Source organism: Clostridium sp. AUH-JLR23, from assembly GCF_964238065.1.
Classification (GTDB): domain Bacteria; phylum Bacillota_I; class Bacilli_A; order Erysipelotrichales; family Coprobacillaceae; genus Allocoprobacillus; species Allocoprobacillus merdigallinarum.
On the sequence record NZ_CAXSKY010000010.1, the window covers coordinates 40,454 to 59,536 of the forward strand.

Annotated in this window: 17 protein-coding genes; 3 read left to right on the top strand and 14 right to left on the bottom strand. The window is 32.3% G+C overall.

What is annotated here, in order from left to right:
• Window positions 1–128 precede the first annotated feature (128 nt).
• Window positions 129–1,475 carry an MATE family efflux transporter gene (locus ACESR5_RS06450; RefSeq protein WP_129737702.1) on the bottom strand — a complete coding sequence of 449 codons (1,347 nt, stop codon included), beginning with the start codon at window positions 1,473–1,475 and terminating at the stop codon, window positions 129–131.
• Between the two features lie 105 nt (window positions 1,476–1,580).
• On the opposite strand from ACESR5_RS06450, the gene ACESR5_RS06455 reads away from it, so the two are divergent.
• Window positions 1,581–2,438, top strand: a complete 858-nt coding sequence (locus tag ACESR5_RS06455) for a PfkB family carbohydrate kinase (RefSeq protein ID WP_373154741.1) — start codon at window positions 1,581–1,583, stop codon at window positions 2,436–2,438.
• Between the two features lie 25 nt (window positions 2,439–2,463).
• On the opposite strand, the gene ACESR5_RS06460 is transcribed toward ACESR5_RS06455, so the two are convergent.
• On the bottom strand, window positions 2,464–3,408 hold the full coding sequence (locus tag ACESR5_RS06460; RefSeq protein ID WP_087243948.1) for an L-lactate dehydrogenase: 945 nt from the start codon (window positions 3,406–3,408) through the stop codon (window positions 2,464–2,466).
• A 455-nt stretch (window positions 3,409–3,863) separates the two neighbouring features.
• Between ACESR5_RS06460 and ACESR5_RS06465 the strand changes: the two genes are divergently transcribed.
• Complete coding sequence (locus tag ACESR5_RS06465; protein ID WP_373154743.1) at window positions 3,864–5,315, top strand: L,D-transpeptidase family protein; 1,452 nt, start codon at window positions 3,864–3,866, stop codon at window positions 5,313–5,315.
• Between the two features lie 527 nt (window positions 5,316–5,842).
• On the opposite strand, the gene ACESR5_RS06470 is transcribed toward ACESR5_RS06465, so the two are convergent.
• Genes ACESR5_RS06470 through ACESR5_RS06480 form a run of 3 tightly spaced genes read right to left on the bottom strand, consistent with a single transcriptional unit; the run spans window position 5,843 to window position 8,596 of the window.
• Window positions 5,843–7,168 (bottom strand): M18 family aminopeptidase, encoded by a 1,326-nt coding sequence (locus ACESR5_RS06470; protein WP_373154745.1) that lies wholly within the window; start codon window positions 7,166–7,168, stop codon window positions 5,843–5,845.
• 40 nt (window positions 7,169–7,208) lie between these two features.
• Complete coding sequence (locus ACESR5_RS06475; protein WP_289528021.1) at window positions 7,209–7,919, bottom strand: restriction endonuclease; 711 nt, start codon at window positions 7,917–7,919, stop codon at window positions 7,209–7,211.
• Window positions 7,916–8,596, bottom strand: a complete 681-nt coding sequence (locus ACESR5_RS06480; RefSeq protein WP_373154747.1) for a TIM44-like domain-containing protein — start codon at window positions 8,594–8,596, stop codon at window positions 7,916–7,918. Before ACESR5_RS06480 ends, ACESR5_RS06475 begins: the two co-directional genes overlap by 4 nt.
• Before the next feature lie 74 nt (window positions 8,597–8,670).
• Between ACESR5_RS06480 and ACESR5_RS06485 the strand changes: the two genes are divergently transcribed.
• Entirely contained in the window at window positions 8,671–10,401 is a 1,731-nt protein-coding gene (locus ACESR5_RS06485; protein ID WP_373154749.1) for an ABC-F family ATP-binding cassette domain-containing protein, read from the top strand.
• Window positions 10,402–10,405: 4 nt separating this feature from the next.
• Here the strand turns inward: ACESR5_RS06485 and ACESR5_RS06490 are convergent, their stop codons facing one another.
• The 9 genes from ACESR5_RS06490 to ACESR5_RS06530 all read right to left on the bottom strand — a co-directional run bounded on the left by ACESR5_RS06490 (window position 10,406) and on the right by ACESR5_RS06530 (window position 19,067).
• Window positions 10,406–10,558 (bottom strand): hypothetical protein, encoded by a 153-nt coding sequence (locus tag ACESR5_RS06490; protein WP_158093997.1) that lies wholly within the window; start codon window positions 10,556–10,558, stop codon window positions 10,406–10,408.
• 10 nt (window positions 10,559–10,568) lie between these two features.
• Window positions 10,569–12,920: a homocysteine S-methyltransferase family protein gene (locus ACESR5_RS06495; RefSeq protein WP_373154751.1), complete on the bottom strand. Its 2,352-nt coding sequence runs from the start codon at window positions 12,918–12,920 to the stop codon at window positions 10,569–10,571.
• The gene (locus ACESR5_RS06500; protein WP_087304790.1) at window positions 12,902–13,531 is read right to left on the bottom strand and encodes a vitamin B12 dependent-methionine synthase activation domain-containing protein; all 630 of its coding nucleotides are present in this window, start codon (window positions 13,529–13,531) and stop codon (window positions 12,902–12,904) included. The genes ACESR5_RS06495 and ACESR5_RS06500 overlap by 19 nt, the downstream gene beginning before the upstream one ends.
• The gene (gene metF / locus ACESR5_RS06505; protein WP_289528025.1) at window positions 13,524–14,408 is read right to left on the bottom strand and encodes a methylenetetrahydrofolate reductase [NAD(P)H]; all 885 of its coding nucleotides are present in this window, start codon (window positions 14,406–14,408) and stop codon (window positions 13,524–13,526) included. The genes ACESR5_RS06500 and metF overlap by 8 nt, the downstream gene beginning before the upstream one ends.
• Before the next feature lie 50 nt (window positions 14,409–14,458).
• Complete coding sequence (locus ACESR5_RS06510; protein WP_373154754.1) at window positions 14,459–15,220, bottom strand: C39 family peptidase; 762 nt, start codon at window positions 15,218–15,220, stop codon at window positions 14,459–14,461.
• Window positions 15,221–15,289: 69 nt separating this feature from the next.
• Window positions 15,290–16,387, bottom strand: a complete 1,098-nt coding sequence (locus ACESR5_RS06515) for a cell wall metabolism sensor histidine kinase WalK (RefSeq protein ID WP_087243938.1) — start codon at window positions 16,385–16,387, stop codon at window positions 15,290–15,292.
• Entirely contained in the window at window positions 16,380–17,060 is a 681-nt protein-coding gene (vanR, locus tag ACESR5_RS06520) for a VanR-ABDEGLN family response regulator transcription factor (protein WP_087243937.1), read from the bottom strand. Before vanR ends, ACESR5_RS06515 begins: the two co-directional genes overlap by 8 nt.
• An 89-nt stretch (window positions 17,061–17,149) precedes the next feature.
• A complete protein-coding gene (locus ACESR5_RS06525; protein ID WP_373154756.1) occupies window positions 17,150–18,559 on the bottom strand; it encodes a PepSY domain-containing protein in 1,410 nt (469 codons plus the stop codon).
• Window positions 18,552–19,067, bottom strand: a complete 516-nt coding sequence (locus ACESR5_RS06530; RefSeq protein ID WP_373154758.1) for an RNA polymerase sigma factor — start codon at window positions 19,065–19,067, stop codon at window positions 18,552–18,554. The genes ACESR5_RS06525 and ACESR5_RS06530 overlap by 8 nt, the downstream gene beginning before the upstream one ends.
• Window positions 19,068–19,083: the final 16 nt, after the last annotated feature.

Genomic DNA, 19,083 nt, shown 5'->3' on the forward strand with positions numbered 1-19,083 from the left:
ATACCACTATTATATACTATTTATACCCTTATGTATAGAAAAAACATGCTTTATTTTTTGATTTTTTGCACAAAAAAAGTGGCTTATTTTCGCCACTTATCACTATTTTTCCATATTTTAACAAATTTTCATAAACTGTCTTTTTCCAATCGTGGTAACCACGAAGAAAACAGATAAAACCATAAAAAAACAATAGAACTGCATGCCCAAGTGATCGGATATGCCCAAAAAACAAGATGAATATCATGAGCCAGATGCAAAGCAATACTGATGTATAAAACACGAACGACACACCAAAAAATCATCATCACAATCATGGGAATCATTGATTTTCCTGCTCCTCTTAAAATACCTGCAATACAGTGTGAAAAAGCTAATAAAAAATAAAATAAAGTCACGGTTCTAGCTTGCATTGTTCCATAGCTTATAACATCTTGAGTTGAATCAAATAAGCCAATCAAAAATGGGGCTCCTATAAAAATGATCATCCCTATAATTTGCGCCAAGACCAATGAACAGATAATACCAAAACGCGTTCCTTTTTTGACACGATCATATTTCTTTGCTCCAATATTCTGTGAAACAAAAGTTGTCATTGCTAAGGCAAAACATGTAATAGGTAAAAATCCAAAGCCCTCAATTTTTGAATAAGCCCCACATCCTGCCACAGCCATCTGTCCAAAACTATTGATATAGCTTTGGACAACAACATTGGCTAAAGCTATAATTGAATTTTGAATTCCTGCAGGCAATCCATTTTGAATAACCAGTTTCAGCATTGGTAAATCAAATCGAATTTGTTGGACTTTTAATGGATATGCAGGTAATTTGATTAAATGCACAAAGCATAAAACAGCACTGACAATTTGTGAAATAATCGTAGCTAAAGCTGCCCCTCCTACTCCCATATCAAAGACAGTAATAAAAACAACATCTAAAACAACATTAATAACTGAAGATATAATCAAGTAATATAACGGATGTTTACTATCACCTAAAGCCTGTAAGATTCCTGTAAAAGCATTGTAAAGCACAAAAGCCAATGACCCCATAAAATAGACTCTAAAGTAAATAATAGAATTAGGTAAAACATCCTGGGGTGTTCCCATCAAAATTAAAATCTTAGGTGCAAATACAACACCTAAAATCGTTAAAACAATACCACATACAATTCCTAAAGCAACAGTTGTATGAATAGATAAATGCACGCGTCTATGATCATGAGCCCCAAAGAAACGTGCAATCACAACGCCAGCTCCCACAGAAATGCCATTAAAGAAACCAACCAGTAAAAAAATCAAGTTACCTGAAGACGCTACAGCAGCAAGAGCACTTGATCCTAAAAAATTTCCAACAATCAAAGAATCAGCAGTATTATATAATTGTTGAAATAAATTACCTAAAAACAAAGGAATCGCAAAATAAATAATCTTTTTAGCAATAGACCCCTCACTCATCATATTTGTATCATCCATATAACCCCTCCCATCATTGTTTCATTATAGCACTAAAACATTTCTAAACATAGACTTATCTGATATAATGTGCTCATAAAAAATCAAAAAGAAAGGATACTTATCATGAAATCAGCATTAATTATTGGTTCAAGTGTTTGTGATGTTCATATTTATGTTAAACAGCTCCCTCAACTATGTGGTGATGAAAATATAATCAGTCAAAACATGGCCATGGGTGGCTGTGCCTGGAATGTGGCCTCTATTTTCAGACAGACCAAACTTCCTTATACCCTCTTTTCACCTATTGGCAAAGGTATTTATGGAGAATTTGTGAAAACCCATTTTCAAAAAAATCAGATTCCTATACTTATTGAAACCAATCAAAAGAATGGATGTTGTTATTGTATTATAGATCAACAGGGCGAAAGAACTTTTCTTTGTGAGCATGGTGCTGAATATTTTTATCAAAAAGAATGGTTTCAACAATTGGATATGAAACAATATCAATGTGTCTATCTTTGTGGATTAGAAATCGAAGAAGATACTCATGAAGTGATTTATCATTTTTTAAAAAATCATGATCATTTAAGCATCTATTTTGCACCTGGTCCACGTTTGATGGACATACCCAAACAATCTTTCCAAAACATCCTTTCACTCCATCCTATCATTCATTTAAACAAGCAGGAAATCCTGACATATACACAACAAACTACGCTTGAACAAGCCTGCCAATATTTATATCAGCAAACACATCAACCTGTAATCGTTACCCTTGGAAAAGATGGATGTTATTTCTATAATCGACAGGAAAACTTTCATATTCCTGCCATTCCAGTGAGCGTTTATAATACCAACGGGGCTGGTGATAGCCATATAGGTAGTATCATGGCTTATCGTATGCTAGGCTATTCCTGGTTTCACGCTTTACAAAAAGCCAACGAAATTGCTGCTATGAAAATATCAAAAAAGCATTTATAGACTTCACTCTATAAATGCTTTCTTCTTATAAATCCAAATCATCCAATACTTCTTTTAAAGCTCTGGCACTTGATTGTAATTTATCATTTTCATCATTATTCAAATAAATATCAACAACTTTTTCAACACCATTTTGTCCAATAACAGTTGGAATACTTAAACATAAATCATTCAAACCAAATTCTCCCTGCATCAAGCTAGAAACAGGTAATACTGCATGTTCATCTTTTACAATCGCTGTGGCAATACGTTTTACCGCAACTGCTACACCATAATAAGTTGCTCCTTTTCTTTCAATGATTTCATAAGCACTATCACGAACTTCCTGAGCCAATCTTTCCATGGCTTCTTCATGATTAAAGTGACCACGTAATTCACAGAAATGATTAATATGAATACCAGCAACCTGCGCACCAGACCATACAACCAATTCACTGTCACCATGTTCTCCAATAATATAAGCATGAATATCACGAGGATCAACCTGTAAATGTTTACCTAAAACATATTTTAATCTTGCTGTATCAAGAACAGTTCCTGAGCCAATAACTCGATTTGATGGGAATCCTGATAATTTCAAAGCAACTTCTGTCAAAATATCAACAGGATTAGAAACAATCAATAAAATACCTTCACAATTTCTTTTTTTAATTTCTGGAATAATGCTCTTAAAAATTTGAACATTTTTCTTAACTAAGTCTAATCTTGTTTCATCAGGTTTTTGATTCGCACCTGCTGTAATGACAATAATTCCTGCATCTACAATATCATCATAAGTTCCGGCATAGATATTCATAGGTGTTAAATAAGCACTCCCATGACTTAAATCCATCGCCTCTCCTTCAGCTTTTTTGGCATTTGCATCTATTAATACCATTTCTGAAAATAAACCTGTCTGAATCAAACTAAATGCAGATGTAGCTCCTACAAACCCACATCCAATCACTGCAACTTTTTGCATATTAACCATATTTATCACCTTCCACTTTCAGTATACCCAAAAATACAAATTTTTCAAATCATATGCAACATTTCCATGATTCTTTTTTGTATATTTCATTGATCATAGACTTTCAAATATTCAAATTGGCTTCTTTCATATCATTTTCTATTCTATGTTATCATTTTATCTTCTATAAATATATTGTCGAAATCGAAACAATCCCTATGATTTATAACCATCCTTGATACGATTGCATATGTTAAAAAACTCATTTTCAAACAAGTGTCAATAATGTCAAATATTTTCATTTGTGTCATCATAATGATGACGATTTTTTCTCATATCTTTTCTTAGATGAAAAATCAATCAACATCATTCATAAAAAATACTGATTTCAATTACATAAAATGTCGGATAACTTGACTTTTATCTGAAAAGTACCTATACTTCTAAATAAAGCTATAAATATAAGGGGTATATATATGGAGGAAACGAAAACACAAGAAAGAGAGCCAAGAAAAAAGATTCGCATAAAAAAGGATCATGTATTAAAAGCAGCACTTATCTTAGGTGCTTTGATTATTGTTGTTTATCTTTTTGGATGTTTCTATTATCACAATCGTTTTATGAGTCATACGACAATTAACGATATTGATGTTTCAGGTTTCACGTATGAGGATGCAAGTTCAACACTTGAAAAAGCTTTAACAAATCAAACTTTATCATTGACATTTGTTGATGGAGAAAAAGAAACCTTAAAACAAGCTGATAGTGGAATTTCTTTTAATCAAAACAACAGTATTCAAAAGACATTAGATCAACAAAATTATTTTCTATGGTTTACACATTTCTTTCAATCTACAGAGATTCAATTAAATGATTTATTGATCACAGATCAAAAGCAATTAGAAGAAGCTGTTAATTCTTTACAGCATGTCAAAGATAAACAAATTGCTCCAGTCGATGCCAAGGTAGAATATAAAGATGACGAGTTTGTGATTACACCAGAAGTTTTTGGGACAACAATTCAAAATGATCAATTGATTAATGCTGTAGAAAAAGCTTTTCAAACACGTCAGGATTCTATTAACTTAAAAGAGCAACATATTTATAAAGAACCACAATTGACATCACAAGATGAAACAATTACAAATTTACAAAAACTAGCTAAGGAATATTGTGATGCTAAAATTACTTATCAAACAACATCTGGTCAAGTTGTTTTAGATGGAAATGATTTGATTCAATGGTTATCTATTGATGAAAAAGGAAATTATTATTACGATGAAGAAGAGTTTCAGAAACAAGCTACAAAATTTGTCAAAGAAACTTTAGCACCTCAAATCAATATTATCGGAAAAGCTAAAACATTTACTGGTGCTAATGGCACAAGAACGGTTTCTGGTGGTAATTATGGTTATAAATTAAATCAAAGTAAAGAAGTGACTGGGTTACTTGCTGATATTAAAGCACATAAAAAAGAAACAAGAACTCCAGTTGTGACAGGTGTACAGGCATCTTACAGCAATGGAGGAATAGGCCATACTTTTGTAGAAATTGATTTAACAGGTCAACATATGTGGTTTGTAAAAAATGGGAATGTTGTTTTACAATCAGACATTGTTTCTGGATTACCAAGTGATCCAGATAAGAGAACACCTGGTGGTACTTATTACATTTATTTTATGCAACGTAATCGTACATTAATCGGTGAAATTCAAGAAGATGGTAAACCAGAATATGAAACACCTGTTGCTTATTGGATGGCATTTAATGGTGGTATTGGTTTACATGATGCAACATGGCAATCTGCCTTTGGTGGAGATCGTTATAAAACATATGGTTCACATGGTTGTATCAATCTTCCACTTGATGTAGCTGCATCATTGTATAGTCAATTAAGCGTCAACATACCTGTTGTATGTTATTATTAAAGATATGGAGAAATTCATATCTTTTTTCGTTCCCTTCTGTTATGATAAACTTATAAGGAGGGATTTCTATGAAACATTTTCTTAAAAGATTTTTTCAACTGATAGTCTTTCTTTTTCTTTCATATATTTATTTTTTCCTAGCCGACCAAATCATATTTCACCTATTCTCACACACAACTATTTCTTTTGATATCATTGATATTTGTTGTATTATTATTTATATTTGTATCTTCATTCCAATCTCGCTCATTATCATTCAAAAAATAGACATCAAATAAAAAATCCTACAAAAAGTAGGATTCTTAAAACGATACAATATACGTATATCTTCATCAAATTTCTATCATGATAATCAATCAAAATTCTTAAAAGTTCGTTATGAACTTTTTTTATTTTCGTTAGTTTTATCAAAAGGCATATGCAAGATTTTCTGTTGTTTTTCTAATGATAATATAGAAGACAAACATGTTACAAGAAAAAGTGAAAAAATCGAATATATCACAAACTTCCATAAACGACTTAACATTTTATCCCTCCTTGTCTACAATGACATATCCATCCTTAACGACTTGAATATGGCTATTATAAAATTCCTCCATAACTTTAATCATATCATATGAATCTTTGATTCCTGCTGTTTCATAAGATGAATGCATGGCAAGCTGGGCTAAGCCAATATCTACACAATTCATTGACACCTGAGACATGGCAATATTTCCTAGTGTGCTTCCACCTAACATATCCGATCTATTCGCAAAGAATTGAAGTGGAACGCCAGCTTTTTCACATAAATCTTTCAATACAGCTATACTCAAAGCATCACTTGTATACTTTTGTCCAGCATGTGATTTCACCACAATCCCCTGGTTCATATAAACACCATTTTGCTGATCTGTTTTTTCTGGGTGATTAGGATGAACCGCATGGGCATTATCCCCACTCAACATAAAACTAGAAGCGACTGCACGATAGAAATCTTCATCATTTTGAAATAAATGATAATGAATACGGTATAAAGTATCATATAAAAATGTAGATGCTGCTCCTTGTTTTGTAGATGAACCTACTTCTTCATTATCGAAGCAGGCAAAGACTTGAATTGTTTGCGAATGATGCCCTTTTAAGAAACCTTGTAAAGATGTATAGGCACACTGTAAATCATCCAATCTCGGTGATGAAATAAATTCATCATGAGCTCCCCAGATTGTAGGTTGCATACGATTATATAAATATAAATCACTGCCATAAATATCTTCAACATCCACCTGCAATTCTTTGGCTATCATTTTTTTCAAATCACCAGATTGATATGCCTGTCCTCCAATCAATGGTAACATATCAATTTGTTTATTATAGGCATAACCATCATTCACACTGCGATTCATATGAATGGCAACATTTGGAATCAATACAAGATCCTGATCAAAACAAAGTAAACGTGTCTGATATGTATTGTTGTCTTTAACCATAACACGACCTGCAATTGATAAAGGTCTATCAAGCCATGAAGCACAAATCATCCCACCATATCCTTCTGTATTTAAAGATACATAATGGTTTTTAATTTCCACTTCAGCATTTTCTTTTAACTTAAAAGTTGGTGAATCACTATGTGAAGCCACAATATGAAAATTATAATTTTCTAAATGTTGACCAACATGAAAAGCAATCAAACTTGACTGATTACGTGTTACATAATATTTTCCACCTAATTGTATTGTCCATTTCTGGCTTTCTGATAATTCCTGATAACCATTTTGATTTAAAATTTTTTTCATTGTATCCACTGCATGAAATGCTGTTGGACTTTGTTGAATAAAAGACATCAACTGTTTTGAAACTTCTTTATACATTTTATCCCTCCATATTTTCTTTATTATAACATAGTTTATTTTAAATATGACTTCTTTCCAGTAATTTTAATCCTTCTTCTAAAGAAGATATATACACTTCCCTGATTCCATAATCATCTTCACTCGAAACAATATCATAAAACTCTAAATCATCCAAAATATAATCAATACGTGATATATTCATATTTAAATGCTGATAAAGCAAATCTGTTGAAGCATACCCAGCTTCCAAAATAACTTGTAAAACATCTTCATATGGATGTGGCATTTTTTGGTGATGAAAACGATAAAATAATGCATGTCGATTGGCTAAACGACGCATCTGATTGAGTTTTTCACCATCCCATAAAATGACGCCATTACGCATTGCCAGAGCATGCGCCTGTCGTGTAAAAGTCTGATTTGTAACAACAACAGCTTCATCATAGTCATAATATTCACAACCACTATAAGCCTGTTGAACGGCACTCACTCCAACTGGTTTACTATAATATTTACATTGAAAAGCATAGTGAATGCCTTTATAGGTTGCTAAAATATCAACCCCATAATCACCACTCTTTTGCGTTAATCGTATATGTTTATATCCAATACGTTTAAGTATTTCATAGACATATTCCTCAAATTCTTCACCACTCATATGCTTTTTTAAACGTGGAATCCAGCCAAAAACAAAACCGATGATATAACCAATGAGATGCCCCACTTTCTGCAATATCCATAACAGACATCGAAAAAGACCCCTGATCATGATTCAACCTCATCCTGTTGTTTAATTTCATCTAATAAAAAGTCATTTCCATGGCGCACAAATTTCCAATATTCTACAAAGCACTCATGATTCGATGCAATCACTTCTTGTTTTTCTATCATTAAATCATTCATCTTGCCTTCTATATAAACCCAAAAGAAGTCCTGCTGATTATCAATTGCATCATGTAAATCAACCAGTATGACTTTCAATAATTGAATATGATCTAATTGATTATATTGTTGTTGATATTGTTGCCACTCTATTTTGAGTTTCCATTGTTCATATAATGATTCACTTAAATGCTTTTTCAATGTTTCTAAATCCTGCTTAGACCAGGCTTCTTGTATAATCAAATATTTTTCTTTAACTTTCTTCTTTAAGACTTTTTCATTCCAGAAATCGTCCTGCTGATAAGCGAAAGATAAATCATCTTTAATTTCCTGATGCATGTGTCTGGCTTTTTTTCTTTTCCAGTAGACAATCATTCCCATACAGGCTCCTATCCCTATCACACCTGCTATGGGTGATCCATTTCCACTTGAACGTCTAGAACGATGCGACGACGTATGGCTGCTGCCTCCACCACCGCCACTACTGCTGCCACCACCAGCTCGTGCGCCCACTGGCGTTAACAGAATCATAAAAACAATGAAAACGAGTAATAATCTTTTCAATCTATCACTTCCCTTACATGTATTTACAAAACAAAAAGTCATGGTACAATAGAACAATAAAGGAGAAATTCAATATGTTAATGAGTGTATCACATCTAAGTAAATATAACAATTTAAAGTGTATCGCAAAAGATATTTCCTTTTCCATTCATGAACGTGATAAAATTGGTCTTATTGGTTTAAATGGAACTGGAAAATCTACGCTTTTAAAAATATTAGCTGGTCAAGAAGATTATAAGGGAGAAATTATCAAAAAGAAAGATATTCGTATCAATTATTTACCTCAAATCCCATCTTTCCAACCTCAAAATACCGTTTTAGAACAGGTCTATGAAGATGTGGGTCATGATGTGGCAGAATATGAAATCAAATCTATCTTAAATCGTTTTCAAATTATCAATCACTCACAGCCAATCAGTCAGTTATCTGGTGGTCAAAAAAAACGTGTCGCTTTGGCTATTGCACTGATCAAGCCTTGTGATTTATTATTGTTAGACGAACCAACCAATCATTTAGATCATGAAATGATTGAATATCTTGAAAAATATCTCACAAAATTCAATAGGGCTCTTGTCATGATTACACATGATCGTTATTTTTTAGAACGTATCACACATCGTATGCTTGAATTGGAACATGGTCAATTATATACTTATGAAGCCAATTATTCACTTTATCTTGAACAAAAAGCTAAGCGTGAAGAAAGTCTACAAAGTGCTCAACACAAAAGAAAACAGTTTCTTAAAAAAGAATTAGAATGGGTCCGTGCTGGTGTCCAGGCTCGTACAACCAAAAACAAAGGACGTTTACAAAGATATGAAGCTTTAAGTCAGCAGGCTGACTTACCTGTCACACAAAATCTGGAAATGATTGATACTGCTTCAAGATTAGGACAAAAAACAATTGAACTACATGGTATTTCTCATCGTTTTGATCATCTTTTATTTCAACCTTTTGATTATCTCTTTCAAAGAAATGAACGTGTAGGAATTGTCGGTATCAATGGTTCTGGTAAATCGACTTTACTTCACATTATTGCTGGACAAATTCAACCCACAAGTGGTGAAGTAGAATACGGTGAAACCATTCGTATAGGATATTTTAAACAGGGTCACGAAGATATGGATGACAATCAAAGAGTCATTGACTATATTCAAGAAGAAGCACGCTATTTGAAAACTCGTCAAGGAGAATTTTCAGCGAAACAGATGTGTGAAAAGTTTCTTTTTGATAAAGAGCTTCAATATACCCCTATTGGAAGACTGTCTGGTGGTGAAAAAAGACGTTTATATCTTTTAAAAGTTTTGATGGGTGCTCCTAATGTTTTATTATTGGATGAACCTACAAATGATTTAGATATTACAACTTTACAGATTTTAGAAGACTATTTAGATAGCTTTCAGGGAATTATTATCACAGTTTCACATGATCGCTATTTTCTAGATCGTCTTTGTGACACGCTATTTGTATTTTCGCATCAACAAATCCAAGTTCATAATGGAGGTTATAGTGATTATATCATCACTTCAAATCAAACATCTTCAAATAAACCCAAATCCAGTACTAAAAAACCCATGAGAGAACGTAAAGTCAGACTGACTTATCTTGAAAAAAAGGAATTAGAAAGCTTAGAAGCTGATATTCCTGCACTTGAACAAAAACTTCAACAGTTAGATGAACAATTAAATCAAGTTACAGACTTTCATGATATTCAAGAACTTTCCAATCAACGCAATGCATTAGAAAATGAAATTGAAACAAAGAGTATACGTTGGTTAGAATTATTAGAAAAAGAAGAACAGTAGCCATTTACTGTTCTTCTTTGACTTTAATTTGAATTTTCATTGTTGTATTTTCATCAACCTGAAGATCATTTTCCTCATCTTCAATTGTCGCAAACAATGGAATATCTGTATCTAGATCATCCAAGTCCATTGTATTCATTTTCACTTTTAATGCCATATAATGCCTCCTATAAAATATCCTGTAATAAATGAACTGATGCCATCGCATCTTCGCAATAATAATCAGCTCCAATTTCCCTAGCAATTTCACTTGTCAATACAGCTCCACCAACCCAGATTGGACATTGACAGTTCACTGCTTTTAAAGCCTGAATCGTCTTTTGCATATTAACAACTGTTGTTGTCATAAGAGCACTTAATCCAATAGCCTGAGGATGATATTGCTGATAGGCTTCTACCACTCTTTCCATTTTCACATCTTTTCCTAAATCAATGACTTCATAACCATAACTTTCTAAAATGACTTTGACAATATTTTTTCCTATATCGTGGATATCTCCTTCTACAGTACACATTAAAACGGTTGCTTTTGAAGACTCTTGTTTTGAAAATGTTGCTTTGACAACTTCAAAAGCTAATTTTGTTGTTTCAGCTGATTGTATCAGCTGAGGTAAAAAAATACGATTTGTTTCATAATCTTTTCCCACCTGATTTAAAGCAGGTATAATCGTCTGATTAATAATCTCCATAGCATTTTGTGTCTGTAATAATTCCTCAGTTTTGGCTTTGACTTCATCTTTGAATCCATGAACAATAATATCAAACAAAGATAAGGCTGATGATGTTTTAACAGCAGACTGTTCTACTTGGTTGGATTGATGTTGAATATACTGTGCTGCATCCTGATCTTGATAAGTCAAAACACGATAAGCATCAATGGTATCCATTAATTGTTGATCTAATGGATTGATAATAGGCAAATCTAATCCCGCCTGTAAAGCTAAAGTTAAAAAGGTACGGTTCAATAAAGGACGATTCGGTAAACCAAAAGATACATTGGATACACCTAATGTTGTATAAACTGATAACTGATTTTTAACCATTGTGAGTGCTTTGAGGGTTTCTTGAACTTCTTTTTGTTGAGCCGATGCTGTTAATGTTAAACAATCTATGATGATATCCTTTTTATCAATATGATACGTTTTTGCTTTTTCAATGATGGCTTTGGCTAATTCATAGCGTTCTTGAGCATATAAAGGAATGCCATCTTTTAATGTCAGTCCTATGACAACACCACCATATTTTTCTACAATTGGAAAAATAGCCTCCATGACTTCTTCTTTTCCATTAACTGAATTAATCAATGGTTTTCCATTGTAATAACGACAAGCTTTTTCAATGACTTCCGGTGATGATGAATCAATCTGTAAAGGTAAATTCACAACTTCCTGTAACATCTTTATGATATTCACCATGACTTTTGTTTCATCAATACCAGGTAATCCTACATTGACATCTAAAACCTGAGCACCTGCTATTTGTTGTTGAATAGCTTCTTTGACATATTCTTCATAGCGTTCTTCTTGAAGAGCAGCTTTTAATTTTTTCTTTCCTGTTGGATTCAATCTTTCGCCACAAACAATGACATCACCATCAAAAATAACTGTTTGATGTGCACTGGAAACAGCCGTATAAGCTTTTCTTTGACGAGGATAGCTATGAGCAGGTAATTGCTGTTTTAAACCAGCGATAAACTCTGGTGTTGTGCCACAACATCCTCCAACAATATTGACACCTTGCTGGATGTAAGATTGCATAGCCTCAACAAATTCTTTACTGCTCATTGGATAACAAGTCTCACCATGATGCAGACATGGCAATCCCGCATTGGGTTGGACAATGACAGGAACAGAAGCATATTTTAATATTGTATGGACTATCGGCTGAAGTTCAACAGGACCTAATGAGCAATTGACACCTAACGCATCGACTTTTAATCCTTCCACAACATTCACAAAAGTCAAAGGATCTGTTCCCGTTAACGTACGCTGATTACTTTCAAAAGTCATTGTCACAAACACAGGCAAATCACTATTTTCTTTGACAGCTAAAATGCCTGCTTTGACTTCATATAAATCCGTCATTGTTTCTAATAAAACAACATCAACATCATCTTTTGCGATTAGGATTTGTGAAGCGATGATTTCATAGGCTTCATCAAATGTTAATGTTCCAGAAGGCTCTAACAACTGGCCAATGGGACCAATATCCAAGGCAATATATGCATCAGGATTGACTTCATCTCTAGCCTGTTTGGCATTTTGGATGGCTGCCTTTAATAAATCACAATAACAATATCCACTCTCTTTCATCTTGATAGGATTACATCCAAAAGTATTCGTTGTGATAAAATTGGCTCCAGCTTTCAAATATTGTTTATGAATATCTACAATAATATCTGGATGTTCTATATTATAAACTTCAGGAATTTCTCCTACTTTCAATCCATGTTGATGGAGCATTGACCCCATAGCTCCATCAAAAATCAATAAATCTTTTTTTAATCTTTCACGTAACATCGTTGTCCCCCTTTTCTTAACTCACAATCATCTTTGCGGATACATGATAAACATGTTTTTTGTACATCCTTGCCTATTCCAATAAGTCCAATCATTGATTTCATGGGAATTAATAAACCAGATGGATTTAAACTGACACCTAGCTTTTTATTGATCTGCAAAATGGAAGCAAAAATCTGATTCCAATCCAATGGGATATCTCCATAACCAGGCGCAAAACGAAAAGTATGATGAGGTAAATGGAGTGACTGTTCATATTGATCACAGCACTCTTCTAAATAAGCATTACTCACAGCATCAAACACAACTGCTTTTGCCATATCCATATGTTCATAATATTTCATCTGACGATCAATAGAAAGCCCTAATGTACAGGCTATCACAATGCATTCCTGGCAATCTTTGAAATAAAATTCTAAATCCTGTGATTCTAATGGAAAATGAATCTCTTTGATCATAAGTGGCTGATGAGAAAGATGAAACTGCTGGTAAACAGCTTTGAATTGAGCATATTGCTTGACTTCCTCAATACATACATCTATAAGTTTTTCAGTCTGTTCATCCATGATTGTTTGCGCATTGAGATAGTGTCTAATGATTTTTTTATTCATGATTCAACTCTTTTAAAACAGTTGGAATACTTTGGAAGATTGCTTTAGCGATTTCTGGTTTATTCATTGTATAAATATGAATTCCATCCACGCCATTTGTAATCAGATCAATAATCTGATGAGTCGCATAGTTGATTCCAATTTCTTTCATAGCTTCAGGATAATGATAATAAGATTCAATCATCGTTGATAATTCATATGGAATCGAACAGCCACAAAGTTTTGCCGTTCTCAGTAATGATTTAGAATGTGTCACAGGCATAATTCCAGCTAAAATAGGTACATTGATACCTCTTTTTCTTGCTTCCTTGACTAAACGATAATAATAATGATTGTCAAAAAAGATTTGAGTAATTAAATACTGTGCTCCAGCATCTACCTTTTCTTTTAAAGCTTTTAAATCATCTTCCAGACAACTGGCTTCCTGATGCACTTCAGGATAACAGGCTCCAGACAAACAAAAGTCACCAGGAAAATGTTGTGAAATAAAAGTATTTAATTCTTTTGCATAATGAAAAGATAATTCATGTTGTAAACCATCCTGAGGATAATCACCACGTAAAGATAATATATTTTCAATATGATTGTCTTTTAACTGTTGACAGATATCTAAAATTTCTGATTCTGTTGAAGATATACATGTTAAATGAGCAACTGCTTCAATGTTATATTGATTTTTAATTGTTGACGCAATCTCTACTGTTTTTCCTTTCGTTGATCCTCCTGCACCATAAGTGACACTGATAAAATCAGGATTTAATTGAGATAACTCCTCAATTGTATAATAAATAGAAGAAATATCTCCTTCTTTATTTTTAGGCGGAAAAATCTCAAAAGAAATAGTCGCTTTCTTTTTTAATATTTCTGAAATTTTCATACTTTTGCACCTCCATTTTTTGTCTATTTTATAATACAAAAACAGAATAGTCAAAAACTATTCCTACTATAAACCCATAAATTTCTGATTTGATTAGAAAATTCATCAAAAGAATAATAATGACTCTTTTTTTGACTATTAGGATCTAACACACGAATTTTCCCATTTTTATATTCAGACAAAACAATAAAATGCCCTGTCTTTGTAAAGATTCCTTTAGACACGCTGCAAATGATAGGATGTCCCTGCATTAATTCTTCTTTTATCAGATTTTCATCCAAAGAAAGCTGTTTAGTATCAACACCACAAGCCTGTGCTCCCCTGATCATAAAAGACCATGATGTTCCATCTTGACTGTAATAACCATTTTGTTCACTATATTGTGCCATATAATAAGGATGGTATCTTCCATTTTGTGTCAAATAACTGACAACCATTGATAAACACGTTGGTCCACAACCATTAATAGCCATCATCTGATCACCATAATAACGATATCCCCAACGTTCATCCCATTGTAGTAACAATGGCATTTGATTATCTTTTAAATCATTTTGAATATTCATCACCATATCTTGTGTGTGTTTGGTGGGATAATTAGCGACAAATGGAATGGTTTCTTTATTTCTTAAAGCTAAATCAATTAATGATGATGGATACTCACTTTGATGTTCTACAATTTCATGCCATGAAGATGAGGTATCATAACCATAAGATAAGTGTATATCTTCCTTTAATAAAAAATGATCGACTAATAAAATGATAACTGGTATGACTAATACCGCAATACATACTAATACTTTTTTTCTCATAAAAAATCCTCCATAACTGTATTATAGAGGACAAAATAATTAAAATTTTTAATGAATTATTAAGATTTTCTAAAGTTCATGAAGAGGTAGCATCACATCAAAGACAGTATGATGCTTAGCACTTGTGGCTTTAATAAATCCCTGATGCTGTTCCACAATTGTTTTAGCAATTGATAAACCAAGTCCCGATCCTCCTGTTGATGAGTTACGTGATTCATCTAAACGATAGAACTGTTTAAAGATATTTTGAATTTTATCTGGTGGAATTGTTTCTCCTTCATTTTCAAAAAGAATATGTGTATAACTCTCATCTTGATAAGCTTTAATAAAAATGGTTGTTTTTTCATAACTGTAATGAAAGGCATTTTTTAAAATATTATTAAAAACTCTTGCCATTTTTTGAGCATCCACATTGATTAATAAATCTTCATTTATATCAATTTCAATATGTTGTTGTTTTTGTGAAATCAATGGATAAAATTCTTCTTTCATTTGTTCTAAAAGATACAACAAATGAATCTTTTCTTTATGTAAAGGTGTATAAGTCTGATTCAGTTTAGCAATATCAAAAAACTCATTAATTAGTCTTTCTAAACGATATGCTTTTTCTAAAGTAATATGTGTATATTGATGACGTAAATCTTCTGGTAAATGTGGTGTTTCATCAAGTAAACAGAGATAACCAATAACTGAAGCTAAAGGTGTTTTAATATCATGAGCCAAATAGGCAATCATATCAACTTTATGCTGAACTTCATCAATTGCCTTCTTTTCATTTTCAATACTTTCTCGTTTGAGTTCATTTAAGTCATTTTCTAATTCATATAATGAATCATCTAAAACAATTCTCTGATTGTCTTTTTGAAAAAGAATCTTAATTTGTGAAAAGACACGTGATATTTTTTGAATAGCATAAATTTCAACAATGATAGAATTCAATAAAATGACCAGCATAATAATCATAAAGATAATTGTTTTTTGATTTCTCAAGGCAAAGTGTGCAAAATCCCATCCAAAATATTCCTGTAAGAAATTAATAAATGCTCCATTATAAACATAATCCATATAAAAATAAATAAATAATATAAAAACAAAGCAACAAGCTGTAATGAGTATATGTATTTTGAGAATTTCCTGTTGAAACTTTCTCGTATAATCTTTATTCAATTTTATAACCTACTCCCCATACCGTTTGGATATAACGTGGATTTTCTGCTGAGTCATTCATTTTCTCTCTTAAATGACGAATATGAACCATAATAGAGCTACTTGAGTTGGTATAGTATTTTTCTCCCCATAAATCATGAAAAATCTGATCAACACTGACTACTTTTCCCTGATTTGAACATAATAACCATAATATAGAAAATTCAGTTGGTGTTAAAGACAATAATTGATTATCTAGAAAACAGCGATGGTTATCTTTATCAATTGTTAAAGCACCAATGGTCAAAACGGATTCATCTTTTTTAGGTGACATCATTGTATAGCGTCTTAACTGAGCTTTAATACGTGCCATAAGCTCTAAAGGACGAAATGGTTTTGTGACATAATCATCAGCACCCATAGTCAATCCTGTTATTTTATCAATTTCAGTTTCTTTAGCTGTCAGCATAATAATAGGAAAGATTTTTGTTTCTCTGATTTTGGAACAAATTTTTAAGCCATCTATATCTGGTAACATGATATCTAAAACAGCCAAATCAATATCCTGTGTTTCCACACAACGTAAAGCATCACAACCATTATAAAATTTAAAAACTTGAAAGCCTTCATTTTTTAAATACAATTCTACTAAATCGGCAATTTCTTTTTCATCATCTACGACCAAAATATTCATAATCCCACCCCTTTCATCATTATATTACATAAAAAATGTGAAAGTTTTAAGAATTTATTAAGAAAAAAGAAGAAGTCATAAAACTTCTTCTAATCATCATAATCTTTTTCATGCGCCACAATAGAGCCATCTGATGCATTGATCTTATATTCATATTCATATTGTCCTGATTTAAAGGAAACTTCATAATATTGATGATCTAATTCTACTTCTACATCATAGGCATTTGATGAAGAAACATTGGCATGACTGAAAGCTTTTTGTTTGGCTTCATTTTGTGTTAATTTGACTGTTCCAACATATTCTTTTTCATGTTTCATCACAGTACTTGTCATGGCATTAATTTCGTATTCATACTTATAATCACCACTTACAAATTCATATTCAAATTTATAAACACCATCATCATAATCTTTATGAATTTTTTCTTGTGATACTGATTGAACACCAGCATGTTTTTTAGCAATTGATTTTGCCTGATCCTGTGATATCTGTTGAGTTGATGTCTGAGAACTGTTTGATGAATTTTGGTTTGAAGACTGATTTGATGATGAAGCTGATTGAGAAGTTCTCTCACCATCTTTTTCACTTTTTATAATTTCACCATTCAAAGCATTAATTTCGTAATCATATTCAACCTGATCTTTATAAAATTCAACTTCATAAACCATCACACCATCATCATAATCCATTTCTACTTTTTGAACTGTTGGTTGAGATACTTGAGCATCATTAAAAGCAATATTTTGAGCCTTGTCTTTTCCTATATATCCACTTTCACTGGCATGACCTGTAATTGAAACTTGTTCAACCTGATTGCTTTGTAATAACAGATTCAATTCATGAATAGATAAGTTCTTTAAAGAATCAAATGTATATAATGGATTCTTTGAAACAAGCTGTTGAATAATTTCAGCTTTTCCCACTGAAATCTGATATTGTTTCGCCAGATTTTCAACATTTTGATCATTAATTGTCTGTGATACAATAGAGCCATTAATATCACTTGCTTTTAATAATTCATCAATATTTAATGAAAGCTGTTGTCTTAGTTTTTCATTTTCTTGTTCATTTTCCCCTGTTACTGATATCAGTAATGAATTTTTAAGTTCGTCTATATATCCTTCCTTTAACATAGCACCAATCAACGCATTCACACCAACTTCAATATCGCTACCTTTTAAATCCATATTGCCGACAATTTTTTTCCCATCCTCGTTGTTCGTTTTCACTTCGACAATTTTATAATCATCATCTAAATTCAATTCAACACTTGGATTGACATCTAAACCAACAACCGTCTGAATGGAGTGAGTCGCAGGCCATAACATGAAAACCATCGCTGCACAGACTGCCACAATAGGTAGAGTCAAAAGATAACGTTTTTTCTTCTTCTTTGTTTCGATCACGATATTTTCATCTCTCGTTTTTAATTCTTCTTTAATATCATCTAAGCGATCTGGTGTAATCTTTGTAAAAGCTTCTTTGATTTCATTCATAACTCTTCGCTCCTATCTTTTTCATTTTTTTCATACCTCGATGATAGCTGGATAAAGATGTTGCTAGAGGAATATCTAATAAGCCGGCAATTTCATGATGCTTTAATCCCCACAGTGCATGCATAATAATCACTTCTCTTTCCTGATCATTTAAACTTTCAAATAACTGTTCTAAAATCATTTTTGTATGCATGTCCGTTTCAGGTGGACAATAAAGATAATCCTGATATTCCTGTGTTAAATTTTGTCTTCTTAAATAAAGATAACATTCATTTCTAGCAATTGTATAAATCCATGCTAATGGTTTTTTCTGTGATTGATAATTTTTAGCTGCTAAATAAAGTTTCACATAAACTTCCTGTAAAATGTCACGACTATCATCGTAATTTTTAATAATGCTCATGATATAAGCAAAAACACTTGTCTTGGTTTTTTCATATAATTCATCAAAAGCATTATCCATTTGGGGAATCTGAAGAATAAGATAATCAATTTCTTTTTGATTCATTTTAATTTTTCCCCCT

Excerpts from the sequence above, each read along its gene's own strand:
- ACESR5_RS06470 (WP_373154745.1), bottom strand. The coding sequence starts at position 7,168 with ATGTATAAAGAAGTTTCAAAACAGTTGATGTCTTTTATTCAACAAAGT.
- metF (WP_289528025.1), bottom strand. The coding sequence starts at position 14,408 with ATGAAAATTTCAGAAATATTAAAAAAGAAAGCGACTATTTCTTTTGAG.
- ACESR5_RS06490 (WP_158093997.1), bottom strand. The coding sequence starts at position 10,558 with ATGGCATTAAAAGTGAAAATGAATACAATGGACTTGGATGATCTAGAT.
- ACESR5_RS06475 (WP_289528021.1), bottom strand. The coding sequence starts at position 7,919 with ATGATCAGGGGTCTTTTTCGATGTCTGTTATGGATATTGCAGAAAGTG.
- vanR (WP_087243937.1), bottom strand. The coding sequence starts at position 17,060 with ATGAATATTTTGGTCGTAGATGATGAAAAAGAAATTGCCGATTTAGTA.
- ACESR5_RS06455 (WP_373154741.1), top strand. The coding sequence starts at position 1,581 with ATGAAATCAGCATTAATTATTGGTTCAAGTGTTTGTGATGTTCATATT.
- ACESR5_RS06450 (WP_129737702.1), bottom strand. The coding sequence starts at position 1,475 with ATGGATGATACAAATATGATGAGTGAGGGGTCTATTGCTAAAAAGATT.
- ACESR5_RS06460 (WP_087243948.1), bottom strand. The coding sequence starts at position 3,408 with ATGGTTAATATGCAAAAAGTTGCAGTGATTGGATGTGGGTTTGTAGGA.
- ACESR5_RS06510 (WP_373154754.1), bottom strand. The coding sequence starts at position 15,220 with ATGAGAAAAAAAGTATTAGTATGTATTGCGGTATTAGTCATACCAGTT.
- ACESR5_RS06525 (WP_373154756.1), bottom strand. The coding sequence starts at position 18,559 with ATGAATGAAATCAAAGAAGCTTTTACAAAGATTACACCAGATCGCTTA.
- ACESR5_RS06465 (WP_373154743.1), top strand. The coding sequence starts at position 3,864 with ATGGAGGAAACGAAAACACAAGAAAGAGAGCCAAGAAAAAAGATTCGC.
- ACESR5_RS06495 (WP_373154751.1), bottom strand. The coding sequence starts at position 12,920 with ATGTTACGTGAAAGATTAAAAAAAGATTTATTGATTTTTGATGGAGCT.
- ACESR5_RS06485 (WP_373154749.1), top strand. The coding sequence starts at position 8,671 with ATGTTAATGAGTGTATCACATCTAAGTAAATATAACAATTTAAAGTGT.
- ACESR5_RS06530 (WP_373154758.1), bottom strand. The coding sequence starts at position 19,067 with ATGAATCAAAAAGAAATTGATTATCTTATTCTTCAGATTCCCCAAATG.
- ACESR5_RS06500 (WP_087304790.1), bottom strand. The coding sequence starts at position 13,531 with ATGAATAAAAAAATCATTAGACACTATCTCAATGCGCAAACAATCATG.